At 62.0% G+C, this 16,286-nt stretch carries 11 protein-coding genes; 3 read left to right on the top strand and 8 right to left on the bottom strand.

What is annotated here, in order from left to right:
- Positions 1-81 precede the first annotated feature (81 nt).
- On the bottom strand, positions 82-1,371 hold the full coding sequence (locus tag VHD36_02040) for a choice-of-anchor tandem repeat GloVer-containing protein (GenBank protein HVU86071.1): 1,290 nt from the start codon (positions 1,369-1,371) through the stop codon (positions 82-84).
- A 324-nt stretch (positions 1,372-1,695) separates the two neighbouring features.
- Here VHD36_02040 and VHD36_02045 point away from each other — a divergent pair, with 324 nt between their 5' ends.
- Positions 1,696-2,304 carry a sigma-70 family RNA polymerase sigma factor gene (locus VHD36_02045; GenBank protein HVU86072.1) on the top strand — a complete coding sequence of 203 codons (609 nt, stop codon included), beginning with the start codon at positions 1,696-1,698 and terminating at the stop codon, positions 2,302-2,304.
- A 6-nt stretch (positions 2,305-2,310) separates the two neighbouring features.
- Here VHD36_02045 and VHD36_02050 read toward each other — a convergent pair whose 3' ends face one another.
- Positions 2,311-2,484, bottom strand: coding sequence for a hypothetical protein (locus VHD36_02050; GenBank protein HVU86073.1), 174 nt, complete (start codon positions 2,482-2,484; stop codon positions 2,311-2,313).
- On the opposite strand from VHD36_02050, the gene VHD36_02055 reads away from it, so the two are divergent.
- A complete protein-coding gene (locus VHD36_02055; GenBank protein ID HVU86074.1) occupies positions 2,417-5,602 on the top strand; it encodes a serine/threonine-protein kinase in 3,186 nt (1,061 codons plus the stop codon). The two genes, VHD36_02050 and VHD36_02055, sit on opposite strands and share 68 nt — an antisense overlap.
- Before the next feature lie 47 nt (positions 5,603-5,649).
- Here the strand turns inward: VHD36_02055 and VHD36_02060 are convergent, their stop codons facing one another.
- The 5 genes from VHD36_02060 to VHD36_02080 form a co-directional block, all read right to left on the bottom strand.
- Positions 5,650-6,918: a DUF1501 domain-containing protein gene (locus VHD36_02060; protein ID HVU86075.1), complete on the bottom strand. Its 1,269-nt coding sequence runs from the start codon at positions 6,916-6,918 to the stop codon at positions 5,650-5,652.
- Positions 6,919-6,945: 27 nt separating this feature from the next.
- The gene (locus tag VHD36_02065; protein HVU86076.1) at positions 6,946-8,334 is read right to left on the bottom strand and encodes a DUF1800 domain-containing protein; all 1,389 of its coding nucleotides are present in this window, start codon (positions 8,332-8,334) and stop codon (positions 6,946-6,948) included.
- 72 nt (positions 8,335-8,406) lie between these two features.
- Positions 8,407-11,610, bottom strand: a complete 3,204-nt coding sequence (locus VHD36_02070; GenBank protein HVU86077.1) for a M56 family metallopeptidase — start codon at positions 11,608-11,610, stop codon at positions 8,407-8,409.
- Positions 11,611-11,619: 9 nt separating this feature from the next.
- The gene (locus VHD36_02075; GenBank protein HVU86078.1) at positions 11,620-12,009 is read right to left on the bottom strand and encodes a BlaI/MecI/CopY family transcriptional regulator; all 390 of its coding nucleotides are present in this window, start codon (positions 12,007-12,009) and stop codon (positions 11,620-11,622) included.
- Between the two features lie 402 nt (positions 12,010-12,411).
- Positions 12,412-13,260: a methyltransferase domain-containing protein gene (locus tag VHD36_02080; protein HVU86079.1), complete on the bottom strand. Its 849-nt coding sequence runs from the start codon at positions 13,258-13,260 to the stop codon at positions 12,412-12,414.
- Positions 13,261-13,706: 446 nt separating this feature from the next.
- Between VHD36_02080 and VHD36_02085 the strand changes: the two genes are divergently transcribed.
- A complete protein-coding gene (locus VHD36_02085) occupies positions 13,707-16,049 on the top strand; it encodes a dockerin type I domain-containing protein (GenBank protein HVU86080.1) in 2,343 nt (780 codons plus the stop codon).
- A gap of 10 nt (positions 16,050-16,059) precedes the next feature.
- Here the strand turns inward: VHD36_02085 and VHD36_02090 are convergent.
- The coding region (locus VHD36_02090) for a hypothetical protein (GenBank protein HVU86081.1) at positions 16,060-16,286 on the bottom strand (227 nt) is incomplete at its 5' end.

The following is a 16,286-nucleotide window of genomic DNA, read 5'->3' on the forward strand; positions in this document are numbered from 1 at the left end:
CGAACGGGCTTACTTCATTAGCATTTGAGGAGTTATTCAATTACGAGCACGACCCGTAGAGGGAAGATGTGTAGGGCCAGCCTATCGGCGACGGTACCTACGGCCATACCAAAACAACACGGGGCCACTCAGGCCCAAAAGCACGAGCGTCGACGGCTCGGGCACCGGGGAAAGCTTAAACACGGTGCCGTCATTGTTCGCCCCGCCGCTGTACGTCGTGCCGTAAAGGTTTCCGGCCGGGTCGAGCAGAAGCCCTGCTTCGGGGTTTGCCCCGTTGGCGCCATTAAATGTGACCAGTGTGGTGATCGCGTTCGATCCGGCAGCGATCTCGAATACGGTGCCGTCTCCGGACGGGCCGCCACTTGCTGTCGTACCATAAAGGTTCCCAACCCCGTCGAGGACCAGGCCCCCAAGAATGTTCGTCCCTGTAGTGTCGCCGGGGAATGTGGCTAATGTGGTGAGCGCGTGCGACTGGGCAGAAATTTCGAATACTGTGCTGGAAAATGCAGTGTCGGAAGTCGTACCGTAGAGGTTTCCGGAAGCGTCGGCGATCAGTCCCGCAGCTGGTTGCGCACCATTGGTACCATCGAACGAGACCAACGTGGTGATCGTGTGCGAACCGGCGGCAATTTCGAACACGGTACCGCGGTTGAACGCTCCGCCGCCGTATGTCGTGCCGTAGAGGTTCCCGGCGGCGTCAGTGACCAGGCTCCCCAAAGGGAACGCACCGTTACTGCCACCATTGAACGAAACAAGTGTCGTGAGCGTGTGCGAACCGGAGGCGACTTCGAATACCGTGCCGGCTCCGGATGCTCCCCCGCCTTCCGCCGTGCCGTAGAGGTTACCGGCAGCGTCGCTAATCAGAGCTGCGGCAGGTTCTAAACCATTGGAGCCAGTGAATGCAGCCAGTGTGGTGACCGTGTTCGAGCCGGCGGCAACGTCGAACACGGTGCCGTCACCGGATGACCCACCCTCCGACGCTGTTCCAAAAAAAATCCCGGCCCCGTCACTGATCAGGCTCGCAACAGGGAATCGACCATCGGAAAAGCCGTTTAACGAGACCAACGTCGTGGCCGTGTTCGAGCCGGCGGCGATTTCAAACACGTTGCCAGCGCTGGATGTCCCGCCTGTTTCCGTCGTGCCGTAAAGATTCCCAGCCCCATCTATGATCACGCTCGCAGCAGGGTTCCGCCCATTTGTGGCATCGAACGAAACCAGCGTGCTAAACGAGTAGCCATCCGCATATGCGGCGCCGTGGATGGTCGGCATGAGTGCCGCGGCCAACAAGAGCCAGCGAGCGAATCGACCGGAGTAGGCCGCCATCAGGTGTTCGTTATTCAATGTGCGTTCCTTGTTCAAGGTGACTGTCATCGGTGCGTGAGCGTGCGTTCCCAGGCACTCGCTGGCGGGCGACCGGCGCGCGGCCGCTTTACCTCTTCAATCCGCGAATCCGCGAATCCGAACAGGATTTCCGATAAAAAAGGAAAAAAATATCTTTGTCGTCGGACCATTGCTCGCCGGCGCCGCGGGCTGGTGTACGATCCGCAGGATTAATTTCTACACAGGCGCAGAAGCGGAAAACCGAACACAAAATCTTGCAACTTGCTTCACCGCAAGCCTTTGCAGAGCGCAATTGAAACGGTCCGCGAACGACTCCATACTGGACCCGCATCGCCATCGGCCGGAGCCGCGCCCGTGCAAGCCTCGCCGCAAATTTCGACCGCTCACCTGGACCAGCTTGTCGTGGCCGCGCGCGACGGCAATAAGGTCGCCCTGGCCCGACTTCTGGAGCTGCTCTCGGAATGCCTGTGGGCCGATATGCACAGTCGCCGGACGATGCGTCCGCCGGGACCGTCGCACGGGTTGTCCGACCTGATCCAGGACACGCTGACCGTGGTGGCCGAGAAGTTTCCCCGGTTCAAGCGAGACTCGTTCATCGAGTTCAAGCAGTGGTCGTACGTGATCTTGCACCGGCGGCGGAAGCAATGGATTCGCAACTTTCTGCATCGCAACGACGCGGCCCGACGGGAGCAGATTGGCTGGGTCCTGCGTGAACGACTGGGCCGGCATGGCGAGTGCGTCAGCGATGCGCTGCAACGGCGGCAAGAAGCCCGCCGCGCGCAAACGATATTCGAGAGCCTGGACGTGAACGAGCAGTTCGTGATCCGGCTGCGCGCGGTGGAGGATCGCCGCTTCGCGGAAATCGGCCGGCTGACGGAAAGAAGCGAGGGCGCGGCGTGCGTGGCCTACCGCCGGGCGATCCGCCGGCTGAAAAAGTTGTTCGAAGCCCATGAAAAGCATTGAATCCAACTACGCGGCCGTTCGATCGGTCGATTCGCCCGGATCGAGCTTGTCCGACGCGCTGCCGCCGGGCGACTGCTCGGAATCGTACGGGCTGATGGTCTGGCTGACGAAGTTGCGGCAGGAACGTCTCGGCGCCGACTCGGCCGCCAGCGACCTGAACCTGGAGACGCCGCGCCGCATCGGACATTTCGAGCTGGAAGCGCTACTGGGGAGCGGCGCGTATGGGGCGGTGTTCCGCGCGCTCGACACGCGATTAAACCGGCGCGTGGCGCTGAAGGTGGCCTGGCCTGGCATCTTGATGGACCCGGTATTGAGCAAGCGTTTCGTCAAGGAGCCGAAGACCGTTGCATTGTTGCGTCATCCGGGCATCGTGGAAGTTCACGAGACAGGGAACCTGGAGCTCGCCTGGTTCATGGTCTTGGAACTGATCGATGGTCCGACCCTGGAGCAATTACTAAAAGAGCCGCGCCGGGTACCGGCGCAGGTTGCCGCGGCGATGCTCAGGGACGTGGCGCTGGCGGTCGACCATGCACATTCGCACGGCGTTGTCCATCGCGACTTGAAGCCGAGTAACATCCTCTTGCGTCCTCGGGCCAGTGACGATGCCGCGTTTGAGCCGGTCGTCACGGATTTTGGATTAGCGCATTGGCCGGAAAACGGACAAGCGTCGGCGCTGACCGCCACCTGTGTCGTCTTGGGGACGGATCACTATATGTCGCCGGAACAGGCGGCCGGGCTAAATGCCGAAGTAGGTCCGTCGTCAGACATTTTTTCGCTCGGTGTAATCCTCTACGAATTGACGAGCGGTGTGCGGCCGTTTGACGGCGAGACTTCTGAGCACGTTCGGAAACGAATCCAGGAAGAGGAACCGCGGCCGGTTCGGTGTTTGCGAAAGGACATACCGAAGGACCTGGAAACGGTCATTCTTAAATGCCTGGAGAAATCACCTGGCCGCAGGTATGCAACGGCGCTGGAGTTGGCCGACGACCTCACGCGATTCCTAAACCAGGAGCCGGTTCGCGCACGGCCCGCAGGGCTGCTCTATCGCGGCTGGAAGTATGTGCGGCGAAGGCCGCTGGCCGTGGCGTTGACATCGACGGTTTTATTTGCCGTTGCACTTATCGCGGGCCTGGTCGGCGCCTGGATACATGATCGGCTGCTTGCGGAACATGAGCTCGCCGCCGCCGAGAAGATGACCGCCGCCGTTGAAGGGATGGAGCGCCAACATCGGTATGCCGCCGCGATCAGACACGCCGGCACCGCCATCGAGCGCGGTCACCGTGCTGAGGCGCTGGAATACCTCAAGCAAAGCGAATCATTGGTCGGCCCGTCGATTCGCAAGGGAATCGAATGGGAAACTTTGTGGTCAATGGCGAACGAGGTGGACCATACGCTGCACGCGCTGACCAGCGTGCGAGCCGTCCGCTTCGCTCCGGACGGCAAGACGATGGCCTCGATTAGCGCCGATGGGCTGACGACGCTATGGAACACTGGAGATTGGAGCAAACGGCGCGCGCTAATCAGCAAGGTCCGCAGCCCACGAGCCGCCGAATATTCACCAGACGGCGCGCTGCTGGCTCTCGCGGGGGAGAATGGCCGAGTGGCCGTCTATCGGATCAACGACGGGCGAACCATTTATGATCAGCAAGTCGGCGAAGTCCGGCTGTTTGCCGCGGCCTGGCTCGGCAGCTCGTCGCGGCTGGCTGTCGGCGGAAGCAAAGGGATCGTGTTCGTGATTGACTTGTCTACCCACGAATGTCGCAGCAGTGAACCCCTGCTTCCTTCGGCCGATGTGCCGGCGACCGAAGTGCAGAATCCGAACGAGATCATTGACCTCACTTATGTTCCCCAACGCAACATAATCGGCGTCTTGAAATCCCCGACCGAGGTGAAACTGGTCGATGCCGATAGGTTGATCCCCGTCGGCGGTTGGGTGAACGGGTTGGAGAACGCCGGCGCGATGTGTCACCTCCCCATCGGGCCGGGCTACTTCGCGATCGGTGCAGCGCCGCATGCGACGGGGATTTACGCAATCGACGATGGTGCCAAGGTGGCTTCGATTCCGGTGACCCAAATTGTCGCCTCGCTGCGGTATACGCCCGCGACCCAGACCCTGTCTGCCGGTCTGTGGAATGGGCTCGTGCAGGTTTGGTCGATTGGGCCAATCTTGACGGGTACTAACAATCCCGGACGACGCCTGACAGGACATGCAGGGCGCACCCTGTCGGTGGATGTCTCGCCCGACGGCGAATGGCTCGCCTCGGGCGGGAGAGATAAGACAGTCCGCATTTGGCGCCGGCCGCTGGACGGCGGATCGTCCAAGATTCCATTGCAAAGTCGTCCGTGCGCCATGACATTCTCACCGTGCGGCCGATGGCTGGTCTTGGCCTCAATGGACAAAGGCCAAGACGCCAGCGCAACGCTCATTGATGTGCACCAAGGTCGGAAGCTGTGGTCGACGGAAATCCGCACGCCGACTGGCCCGCACACGTCACTGCCAAATTGCATTTTTGCCTTTTGCCCGTCGGGGGATGTAATTGCTCTTATCGAAAGGGATGGTTCCGTTGCCGAGCGAATAGCCGCATCAGGGAAGGTCATCGGGAGCCATCACACCGTTGACCGGCCTGAACGTCTCTGGTATTTCGAGGAGGAGAGCGGATTGATTTCGCATTACCTGCCGTCGGAAGCCGTTTGGACAATCGTTAATCGCAACACCGGCGCATTGCGCCGCGTAGTATCAAAGCGCGAGCTGTTGGACGTCTCGTGGACCACTAAGGGCGCCTATTGGATCGAAACGGATTCCTACCATAATTGTCTTATCAGGCGACCGTGGTCAGAGCAGGCGACGAAAAGAGTCAGCATGCCGGAGCGGCCATTTCTGGCCCGAATCTCGCCCAACTGCCGGTATCTTGTGGCCGGCGGATACGACGCGTCGGTCTATCTTTGGAAGCTCGATGGATCGTCAACGCCAACGACGCTTGTCGGACACGAGGGCGCCGGGATTTACAACCTGCTCTTCTCTCCTGACAGCCAAACGCTAGTCACGCATGGCGCCGACAAGACACTGCGATTCTGGAATCTGGCGACCGCCAGCGAGCTTTTTACGATGGGGTCGTCGAACGAACAGGTTCTGTCGGCCGCGGTTCACCCCGAAGGGGAGATGCTGGTCATAGCGGTCGAAGAGAACCAACGGCCCTACCTGCACGTCCATCGCCTGAGCGGCGGCGAAGGCCGCCTGTCGAGCGCGTTCGATCTGGATAGCACTGCGGAAGAAGTCGGCAAGCCGGACGAGAATTGAAAATGCTCCGACCGCTCTCGACGGCGCGTCGTGTCGGTCATTTCGCGCTAAGCGTTTGACGGCTTAACGATTTTGAGCGTCTCGAACTTCCGGCCCAGCACCGATTCACTCGCGAGGCCGAGCCAGCCTTCGAGGATGGTCGCGTAAAGGGCGCGAAAATCGACGCCGTAGACCGGATCGTCGTCGACCAGGTTAGCCAGGTCGGGGTAGGGGCCGTGCACGCCCGGCGCGACGTTGGCGCCGATAAGAAATACCGGCGCCGCGGTGCCGTGGTCGGTGCCCAGGCTTTCGTTCTCGGCGGCCCGACGCCCAAACTCGGAAAAGACGAGCACCATCACCGGCCGGCCGGCAGCGTTCTTGTTCATGTCCTCGACAAAGGCCTTCAGCGCGTCGCCGACGTTTCGCAACAGGTTCTCGTGCGTGTTCGCCTGGCGGCTGTGCGTGTCGAAGCCGCTTTGCTCGGTGAAATAGATCGGCGTCGAAAAGCCGCCCTGCACGAGCTGCGCGATCGTGCGCAGTTTCTTGGCCAGGTCGTTGTCGGGATAACGACCACGCGTGGCCTTGGCGATTTTGATTTTATCGACCTGCTCGGCCGTGGCTTGCACGGCAATATTGCTTGCGCGCGCTGCCGCCAAGAGCGGATTGCTCGCGTCACTGCTGCCCGGTTGCCAGCCGGCGAGCTGCGCTTTCACGCCTGCCGCGTCGAGCAGTCCGGTGCGGCGCTCGAGATGACTCAAATCCTGGATCGAGGGAACCTGCACGCGGCATCCCAACAGCGCCTGCGGCATTTCACCGCCGCCGATGCGCAGCGCCGCGGCGGCGCGCGATTGCTCTTCGACGCTAGTGCGCGCGTCGATCGCCCGGCCAAGCCAGCCGCGCTTCGCCATGTCGGCCTTGCCGATTTCCAGTTGTGCGTCGCCGGGCGCGGTATGCCAGATGGCCATCGATTCGAAGTGCGATCGATTCGGATGGGGATAACCGACACTTTGCACGACCGCCGCTTGCCCATCGGAGAATAACCGGGCCAGGCCGCCGAGTGCCGGATGCAGACCGACGCGATCATCGAGCTTGTGCAACTTGGCGTCGGCCAGGTGCAGTTGCGGACGCAGGCGGCGATAATTCTCGTCGGTGTAGGGAACGACCGTGTTCAGCCCGTCGTTACCGCCGGTCAATTGCACGACCACGAGCACGCGATCGTTCATCGCCTTGTCGCTGGCCGCGGCTCGCGCGGTCCGCGCCAGTAGCGTGGGCATGGTAGCGCTCGTGGTCAGGAGGGTCGTGCCGACACCGAGAAAATCGCGGCGGTTATAGCGCATGGCTGTTCCTCGCTCCGAAAAGGGAAATCAGGCCAGAGAATGCTCCGGTGCTTGCAACAGCACTTGCAGCGCGGCCGTAATGTGCGTGGCATCGCTGCCGGCTAACTGCGACGCCAATTCACGCGTGCCGGCCGAGACATCGTCGTCCACCAGTAACGCCGTGTAGGCAGCGACGAGTTGCCCGGCGGCTACGTTGTTCGCCTTGGCCCAAGCCGCCCCGTCGTACGGCGCCAGGCCGGAAGATTCGTTGCCGTTCAACAGCTCGACGACCCAGTTCATGCGCGCGAGCGTCGTGGCGCTACTGAGCCAGGCGGCGCCGCCGTCCCACCCTTTGACGCTCGGTGGATCGAACAGCGCCTGGCCTTGCTCTTGGCAACTCGTCACGGCCAGCATGAGCAGGCCGGGCGAACGGGGTAGCGCGAGCTGGCGGATCGTGCCGACGCAATAATCAACCGGCGATTTCACGCGGCGGCGATAAACGTCCGGCGAAAAGAAATGCCGCGACCGCAACATGATGCCGACGACGTGTCCGATCGAGTAATCACTGGCCCGGAACTCGGCGGCCAACGGCTCGATCAGCTCGGCGCTTGGTTCCGCGGCCTCGCTAACAAACGCCCGGTACAAGCGCCGGCAGATATGCTGGGCCGCGGCGGGTTGCCCGAGGATGATGCGCATGACGTCATCCTTGCGCCACGGGCCGCGCTGGCCGAGAAAGTTTTTCTCGCCCGTGTCGGCCAGATCCTCTTCGTACGTAAAATCGTCCGTCTCGTTGAGAAGGATACTCTCGCGGTCACGGCGCCACCCGGTCAAAGCCCGGGCTGCTTCGCGCACGTCCTGTTCGCTGTAGTTGCCGATGCCCAGCGTGAAAAGCTCCAACAGCTCGCGGGCAAAATTCTCATTGGGGTGGTTCTTGTGGTTCGCGCCACCGTCGAGCCAGATGAGCATGGCCGGATCGGCCTCGATCGCGCGTAGTAAATCTCCGAATCGGCCGCGGGCGTGCTTACGCAGTAGCTCGTTCTGCTTGGTCATCAGATGACGCCGATAAACGCCGTGGATCGCCGTCGCAAAGTGGCCGTGCCAGAAGAGCGTCAGCTTTTCGCCCAGCGGATCGGGGCCGTACGCCATGCGGAACAACCACCACGAGGCCAGCTCTTCTGGACTTCTTGAATAGTCGCGCTCGCCTCCTTCGGCGGCGCGGCGCAGGGCGTCGGAAATCTGACGAAAAGCCTGCGGCTCCGGCTCGGGCTCGAGAAAGCGTGCGATGCTGGCGGCCGGCCCGGCGGCCAGGTCGCGCTCGATTTCGCCGCGCGTCGCGCCGAAACCGGCACGCCGGTGCAGATGCGCTACCTTACGATGGTCCCACGGATCGGCGGCACTCGCTTCGTAGGGTGACCAGGGATTCTGTTCCGCTTTCATTAATGCCTCGCCCAGTTCCTAGTCGAGACTGTCCACGACCTCGAATACTTCATCCACGCCGGCGCGACTGAATTATTGGCGGGTGGGAATCACCACGTCGCCTACTTCGGTTGTCTCGCCGGACCGAATCGTAAACTGGAAGCCTTCGTCCCATCGGCCTTGCTTATTCACGAAACTGACGTTGTACGTTGCGCCGGGGATCAAATCATTCATGACGAGGTTGCCGTCCGCATCCGTCTTCGGCAGCTCGCGGCGCGCAACGCCCTGCTCCCAGAACATGTTTTGCCAGATGATCGTATCGGCCCAGAGGGGTTGATTGTCCTCGATGTGATGCGTGTTCACGGCCCCAGGCGTCACTACGACTTGCAGCCAGGGCTCGTGCCCAACGATCGGCTTGCCTTTGTCGTCGATGAAATGAAATCGGGCCGAGCCGCAGGGCACAAGCTCAATCGGCGCGTCGCTCTGCGCCTCGTCGGCCGCAGGCGAGACCGTCGCGGCGCAATGATGCTCGATATCCAGGAAGAAAAGCGGATTCGATCGTTCCGGGTCGAATCCCGGTAGCTCGATCATGCCATTTTCGATTTGAATCGCGGGCGTATGGCCATTGATGTCGCGACGATCCATCACATAACTGCGTGCATGCAACCAGCCAGTGGCCGGCTGCCCATCCGGGCGCACAACCTTGCGCCGCAAGGTCGTGCCGCGCTCGAGCTCAATCGTCACCGGCGCCGCATTCTGCTCACCCGGTTTATAGTTGACCTGCTGAGCGCCATCCGGGTAGTTGCGCTGTAAGCCGGTCTTGCCATAGTACAGATCGCCATCGCTGATCATCACGTGCAAGTAATCGTTTGTCGGTCCATGAACCAGCAGATAACCCGGTCCCGGCCATACCGGCATGCGAAAGCGTCCCTCGGCGTCGGTTCCGTAGCGCATCTGCGCTTCGGAATAATTGGGCCACGATCCGGCGTTGAAATACCCGTTGTTGTATTCCTGCTGCCGGAAAAAGATCTCGGCGCCCGCGATGGGTTCTCGCGTTACGCGATCGATCACCTGACCCGTCACCGGTATCCCGCGACGCAGCTTGAGCGTCATGTCCACGCTCTTTCCTTCACGGGGTCGCTTACGTTCCAGTGCCAGAAACATGTAAGGCGAGTCAGGGGGCGGGTAGGCGTAAACATTCAATTCGCTGTCGGGTCGAAACTCGTCGGAATGCTTGACGACGGTGCGGATGTGAAAAGTGCCGTCGGCCGCTGTCTCTAGAAATCGATAGGGTCGCTCGGTGAGCAGCACCTTGGCTCCGGCGATCGGCTCGCCAGTGTCTGCCGCCTCTACCTTTCCGGAGATGAAGAGCGGCGATTGCAAGACCGCGGCGACCGAGTCACTCGTCACGTCAAGATTATGGAGCTGTTGGCCGCCCCAGTGCTCGTCGTCGATCGATAACTCGACCGTTTTGATGTCGCTCGACATGGTGGCCGTCGTATAGCCCTGCTCATCGCTGCGGGACCAGGTTGGCCAATCCGTGAGCATGCTGCGGGCACTCAGATCCGGCAGCCAAAAGCTGGTGTAGTGACCTTGAACATGTTTAGTCTTCGTCGTTGCCGACCAGAGCTGCGGCTGCACGCCGGCGATCGGGTTGCCGATCGTGTCGATCAATTGCACCCGCACTTCCCTGGGCTTCCACAACGTGATGTCGACGTCCTGATATTGCTGGCGCGGTTTGAGCCAGACTTGCGATGTCCCTAGACCATCAGCCGAGGCCAGCAGCCACAGCGCCGGATAAACGCCCGTGGATCGTTTTGGCAGACTAACGCGGAATCGGCCGTCGGCTGCGCACGTGGTGGGAAGGTAAACAACTTCCTGCTTTCTGGTGCGATAAATCGGCCAGCCGTCGTTACGATCCATGGCCACGACTTGAATTTTCGCGCCGGGGACGGGCTCGCCCTGCTCCGACAAGACTCTTCCGGTAACGACTTGATCACCGGAATCGTTGTCACCGGCAGTGATTGCCGAGGGAACGGCTTTGTCCGGCGCAGCCGCAAGCGCCTCTGCGCGCAACATCGGCCGTACCACGGCCACGGCGACAACCGCCATCAAGGCGGCACCGGCGAGCAGCGAGGCGCGGGCCCGGCCCAGCGGGGTGCGCATCCGCTTGCCATCGAGCACGGCCAGCAAGCGGCCTTCGAGTTGCGAGCGACGCGCCATCGACAGCGCCGCGGTCGCCAACGGAGAACAGGGCCGATGCCCTCGGGCGATGTCGAGCAAGTGCGTGGCATAGTTCGAGGCCTTTTGCCCAGCGAGCAGCACGTAATCGTCGCAGGCATGCTCGCGGTCGATGCGCATCCGCCGGACCATGAACCAACTGCCGGGATGAAACCAGTACAGCGCGCAGCTCAGGCGCGCCACGATTTGCCAGGGAACGTCGCGACGCTTGATGTGCGCCAGCTCGTGCAGCAAAACGACACGCCGCCGCTCGTCGCTCCACTCGTGCGCTTCGGCCGGCAAAACGATGCAGGCGCGGCTCGCGCCGAAGGTCATGGGCATTTGTCCTTCGCCAGCCACGAGCAGGGTGACCGCGCGGCGCAGGTCGAGCGAATCGCACAATTCCGCGACCAGATCCTGCCATTCCGCGGCATCAAGCGACATCGAGCGCCGCCGCAGCCGACCGTTGGCCACCAGGCCGCAGACCAGCGGCGCCAAAACCAGGCTTGCACCGACGAGCCATACGATCGGCAACCAGGGAAGCGGCGGAGCATCGATCGCGGCGGGCGGCACAGCGCGCTGGTCGATCGCGAAGGCCTGGGGGACGCTCGGTAGCGCACCGGATTCCGCTTCGGGTTCTGTCGTGACGGAGAGCTGATTCGGTGCGACTCGTGCTATTTCTGCGTGCGCGTTCGAGTCATCCGGGGCGGCAGGCGTCCGCGGAACATTCCGCACATCGCGGGCTGCCGTGGCAAACTCGCTATCGGTGGCGACGCTCGATTCCGTGGCTGGTCTACCCACAGAAGGCCCTGACGCGAGGAGCCACGTTCGTTGCCACTGATCGGGGATCACCCGTAGCGGGATGCCCGGCACGGCCAGGTTCACGACGGGCAACAGCAGCAGAGCCACGAAGGTGAGTCCCCAGATCCGGTGCCGGATGGCCGACGATCGGCGACCCACGGTCAGGCCGACCAGTGCCGCCACGATCAACAGCACCGTGGATTTAACCGCCAGGTCGCCCCACAAGGAAATCCAACGGGCATTATCAAATAGAGAGTCGCACAGAGATGCGAACATGGCCGTCGATTACCTCCCCTCTTTCCGCGCTTCGTCGATCAATTGCGCCAATCGATCAAGCTCTTCGGCCGAGATCTTGTCCCCTTCCAGGTCGAGCACGGCGGCCACGGCGTCTCCGGCCGAGCCGCTGAAGAAGGTCTTCAGCAAATGCTGCAGAGCCGAGCGACGCGCCTTCTCGGGGGCGAGCGTCGGACGGTAGATGTATTTCATCCCGTCGCGTCGGTGCTTGAGATACCCCTTCTCCTCCAAGAGCCGCATCATGGTCCGCACGGCGGAGTAGCTGGGGGGATCCGCCAGCCGCGCGAGCACGTCACCGACCGAGGCTTCCCCCAGCTCGTGGATCGCGTCCATGATCTGCCGCTCGCGGCGGCCCAAATCGGCGTGAGGTCCTTTGGTCATGTCGGATGGTCCTCGCTTCTCGTCGTCTGCCGGCCCCGCTCGACCGCACACATGCTAATCAGCTAACATGTGGCAATGTACTAACACCTCGGAGCGAAGTCAACGATTTTTTGGCAAAGAATCCGAGCCGCATGGCTCCGGCCAGCGAGGCAGCGAAAGGGCGCGAAGGCTCGCGGAAGACGGGCAAGACACCGTTTGCCAGGCGGCTACCGGGCGCGTCGATGAGCGCGCCGGTCCTTTACAACGCGAATCTTCGCTTCGAGCTTTTCCACCCGTCGCTGTTCGCTCCGCGCCTGGTCCTGGAGCTGATCGAGATGCCGCTGGGCGCGGGATTTGTGAGAAGTTGGCAAACTCATGACAGCGATTCATCGAAGACAAAACACTTCGTCAAAAAACAAACTCTCATTGCTCTGGCTTACGGCACGCGAGATACAACCGTCCGCGCACCGGTAAACGCGCCAGACTTGCCACCGAGTCGGCCAGCGCTCCGGCGGCAACCTGGGTATCGGTGCCGATGCCGAGGACCTGAAAGCCCGCCGATTCGAACAGCTCGGCAGCCTCTTCGTCGCGTATCCAGTACATGTGCGGCCCCCGATCGAACAGCGCACCGAGGTAGATCTTGTCGCGACGTCGCAGCCAGGGCCAGCACTGTCGATCGAGCGAGCGGCCCGTCAATGTCCGCAGGGTCGCCAGGTAGCCACGCGCGAGCTTATAGAAGCGCGACTGCAGACGCGTCCGGAAGGAAAGAAAACTGGCGATGAGCACACCGCCGGGCCGCAAAATCCGAAACGCCTCTCGAACCGCTCGTCGGCGCTCTTCGACCGTGGGGAGGAAGCAGAGGATTTGCTGCAGATAAATCGCCTGATCAAAACTGCCATCGGCATAATCCAGAGCCATCGCGTTTTCGACGCGATATTCGATCGTGCCGCTCGGATCGCGCTGGCGCGCCGCGGAAACAAATTCGGGCAGGTAGTCGAAGCCGTGCAAGTCGCGAAAGCCAAGCAACTGCAGTTCGAGCAGGATACGGCCGCCCCCTGAGCCGGCTTCGACCGTACGGCCATCGGGGTGAAAATACCGGTCGACCAGAAAGCTTTCCCCCGGTTCGAGGCCGACCCGATCGGCCCAGAGCGAAAACTCGGTGGCGAGAAAAACGTCGCGGTGTTCTCGAGCCTTGGCTGCCGGTCGCGCCCCTTGTTTAACGGCAACGTTGCCCAACGCGTTGACGTCCGAAACTGCAGGTACTGGATCCATAGCGGACCTCTCGGAAAAAAAACCCCTGCTGTGCGGCCGCCGCCTGCGCGAAATTCGAGTGCCGCGCGTGCGCGGTCAGCGTCCAGATTGGTCGGATCCCGATCAACCGGTGGGCATATTTCCGGGAAAAAGGGTCGTGAATGACCTAACGGCTTTGTAAGCAACTCTCGCGCCGTCGGCGGCCGATCGCTTGCGAGCGATTCCAAGTTCCGCGAGGGAATGCACGTCGCCGCATCGCGCAGGGGCGACTATCTCGGCACACTCAAGCCGTTTGTGGCTCCCATGGCGCCGAACTAGAATCGGCATCGACCTGATCTGGTCAGATTTTGACCAGTCATGGAATTGGCCGGCATCGAGCCGGTTTTGAAGGGGCGCGGGGGCGCCTGCGAGAGGAGCTTGACAAATCGGCCGACACTACCTTGATGCACGACTGAGGAGCCGGAAAGATGAATTTCCAATGTGGCCGTTGGCGCCCCGAGCCTCGGGCGATCTGGTGCGCCGCAGCCTTGGCCATATGGATCGTCGTGCCTGACGTCGCCCGCGCTCAATTCACGTTTTTGAACCAGATCGCCGGTGGACCGACGAACAGCCCGGGCTTTATCGCGCTACCTGGCGCCGTCAGCAGCGTAGGGCCCACCGGACAGATTCTGATCGACGAGGGATTGTTCAACGATCATGGCGTCCTCAAGGAGTACGCCGCGGATGGCACCTATCTGACGACGTACTCCAACGATATCGCGCAGCCTTGGAATGTCGCGTTTACGCCCGATGGAACGGCGTACGCCTCCAGTAATCTGGCGCAGGAAGTTGCCATATACGACACCAGCGGGACGCTGCAACCGCACCGTCTTCCCAGCGCTGGCGCCCTTGCCGACGCCACGGGCATCGCTGCCACCGCGAACGGCTCGGTGTACGTTGGCAACGGCACACAAATTCAACTGTACAGCACCACGTTCAACGGCACGACCTTCCCGCTCCTCGGCTCATTCGGCTCCGCGGGAACCGGACCGGGGCAGTTTGGCGCCAGCGGCGTTGGAGGGCTTGCCTTGGACCCCGCGGGGGCGAATCTCTACGCGACGGACGTTTCCGGAGGACGGGTCGAGGTTTTCTCAGCGGCCGGGACCTACGAGTCGTCGATTGGTGATGCTTCCGGGCCGGGGAAACTTTCAACGTTCACCTACGGAGTCGCCGTCAGCGGCACGGGACTGGTCTATGTCGCCGATCAGACGGCAGGCCTGAAAGTGTACTCCACTTCAGGGACCTATCAGGGGACGGTAGCCACGACCATCAACGGCCAACCGTTCACGCCCATGTCGGTCTCGGTAGCGGCGACGGGCATGGTATACGCCACAGGCGGAAACAGTACGAATGCCGTCACCCTCGCTGCGCGGTTCTTCGATCCTGCCTCCTGGTCGTCGGGCACAAACACATTCACCAATGCCAACGCCGGGCCGACAAGCGTCACGGTCGGCGCCGGCCAGTTGATGGGCACCAACCTGATTCTCAACGCGAACAAAGGCCTGGCGGTCGGACAGACGACGACCGTCAACAACTCCGGCTCCCTCACGCTGGCTGGCGGCACGCTATCGACGGGCAACCTGGTTGTCGACGGAACGTCGAGCAACGCCAACTTCACCATGACCGGCGGCAGCTTGACCGCAAATAGCATCACCGTGATGGGAGGCGGTGTCGCCGACTTCGCCGGGCAGCCGCTGACCGTCGCGCTCGGGGCAAACGTTTCGGTGGCGGATGCGAGTTCACAGTTCAAAGTCGACCAGGGAGCGACGGTTTCGGCCACGGCCCTGAGTAACAGCGGCAAAGTTGTTGTCGGCAGCAATGCCGACTTCATCGTGCTCAACAATTCGTTCAATCTCGGCGCCGTCACGCTCAACGGCGGCGAGTTGGACGTGCACGGCCTGTTCGGCAACGGTCCTTCCGCGTCGATTCAAGGCGCCGGCACGCTCAGCACCACGACCGGGCTCTCGAACAATGGCCAGATCCAGTTCACCGGGCAAGCGAGCGTCATGGGGGTCGTCAACAACTTATCGACCGGCGTGATCGAGCTTTCCGGCCAGCAGAGCCACACGTTTTTCGGCGGTTTCAACAACGACGGCACGGTGACGATCGACCCCGGTTCGAGTGCGACGTTCCAGGGGGCCTTTTCGGGATCGCACGGCACTTCCGGCACCGGCACCGCGACCTTTGCCGGCGGCCTGTCCCCCGGCGATGCGGCGGCCCTATCATTCGGGGGCAACGTCGTTTTGCAGAACTCGAATACGACAACCATGCACCTGGCCGGCACAGGCTACGACCAGATCGGCGTCGCCGGTCAGCTCACCTTCAACGGTGCGCTGCAGTTGGTGTTGCAGAACTTTACGCCCACGATCGGTGAAAGCTTCCACTTGTTCAGTTGGGGAAGCGAGGCCGGATCGTTTTCGCAGTTGTTGCTGCCGGGGCTACCGGCTGGCGAATCGTGGAACGCCTCGCAGCTTTACACGCAGGGGACGATCATCGTCACGCTCACGGGCGATGTGAATGGCGACGGCATCGTCAACAGCCAGGACCTGGCCGTGATCTCGAGCAACTGGCTTGCGGCCGGCACCGGGCACGCCGGAGACGCAAACAACGACGGCATCGTCAACAGTCAGGACCTGGCGCTGGTCTCGGCCAATTGGCTGAATTCATTCACGCCGGCCGCCGGCAACGCTGCCGCCGTGCCCGAGCCCGGCACCATCGCTCTGGCGATACTCGCCGGATTGATGCTGTTCGTCCGACGCCGCGTTGTTTAGGGCCGATCGCCTACACCACGGCTTTGAGCGCCGCGATCAGCCGGTCGAGATCTTCGTCGTTTGTGTAAGCATGCGGGCTGATGCGCAACCGCCCCGCGCGACAGCCCAGTGCGACGTTGTGCTTCAGCAATTCCTTCTTGAGCGCCAGGGAATTGCGGTCGGCAATCTCGAAGGCGACGATGCCGCTGGCTCGTCCAGGCTCACGATGGCTGCGCACCTGGGCGCCAAAGCGACGCA

The organism is Pirellulales bacterium, from assembly GCA_035546535.1.
Classification (GTDB): domain Bacteria; phylum Planctomycetota; class Planctomycetia; order Pirellulales; family JACPPG01; genus JACPPG01.

What these genes read in the sequence shown, in the direction of transcription:
- VHD36_02060 (HVU86075.1), bottom strand. Translation starts at nt 6,918, where the DNA reads ATGCGCTATAACCGCCGCGATTTTCTCGGTGTCGGCACGACCCTCCTG.
- VHD36_02080 (HVU86079.1), bottom strand. Translation starts at nt 13,260, where the DNA reads ATGGATCCAGTACCTGCAGTTTCGGACGTCAACGCGTTGGGCAACGTT.
- VHD36_02085 (HVU86080.1), top strand. Translation starts at nt 13,707, where the DNA reads ATGAATTTCCAATGTGGCCGTTGGCGCCCCGAGCCTCGGGCGATCTGG.
- VHD36_02040 (HVU86071.1), bottom strand. Translation starts at nt 1,371, where the DNA reads ATGACAGTCACCTTGAACAAGGAACGCACATTGAATAACGAACACCTG.
- VHD36_02070 (HVU86077.1), bottom strand. Translation starts at nt 11,610, where the DNA reads ATGTTCGCATCTCTGTGCGACTCTCTATTTGATAATGCCCGTTGGATT.
- VHD36_02050 (HVU86073.1), bottom strand. Translation starts at nt 2,484, where the DNA reads ATGCGGCGCGGCGTCTCCAGGTTCAGGTCGCTGGCGGCCGAGTCGGCG.
- VHD36_02065 (HVU86076.1), bottom strand. Translation starts at nt 8,334, where the DNA reads ATGAAAGCGGAACAGAATCCCTGGTCACCCTACGAAGCGAGTGCCGCC.
- VHD36_02075 (HVU86078.1), bottom strand. Translation starts at nt 12,009, where the DNA reads ATGACCAAAGGACCTCACGCCGATTTGGGCCGCCGCGAGCGGCAGATC.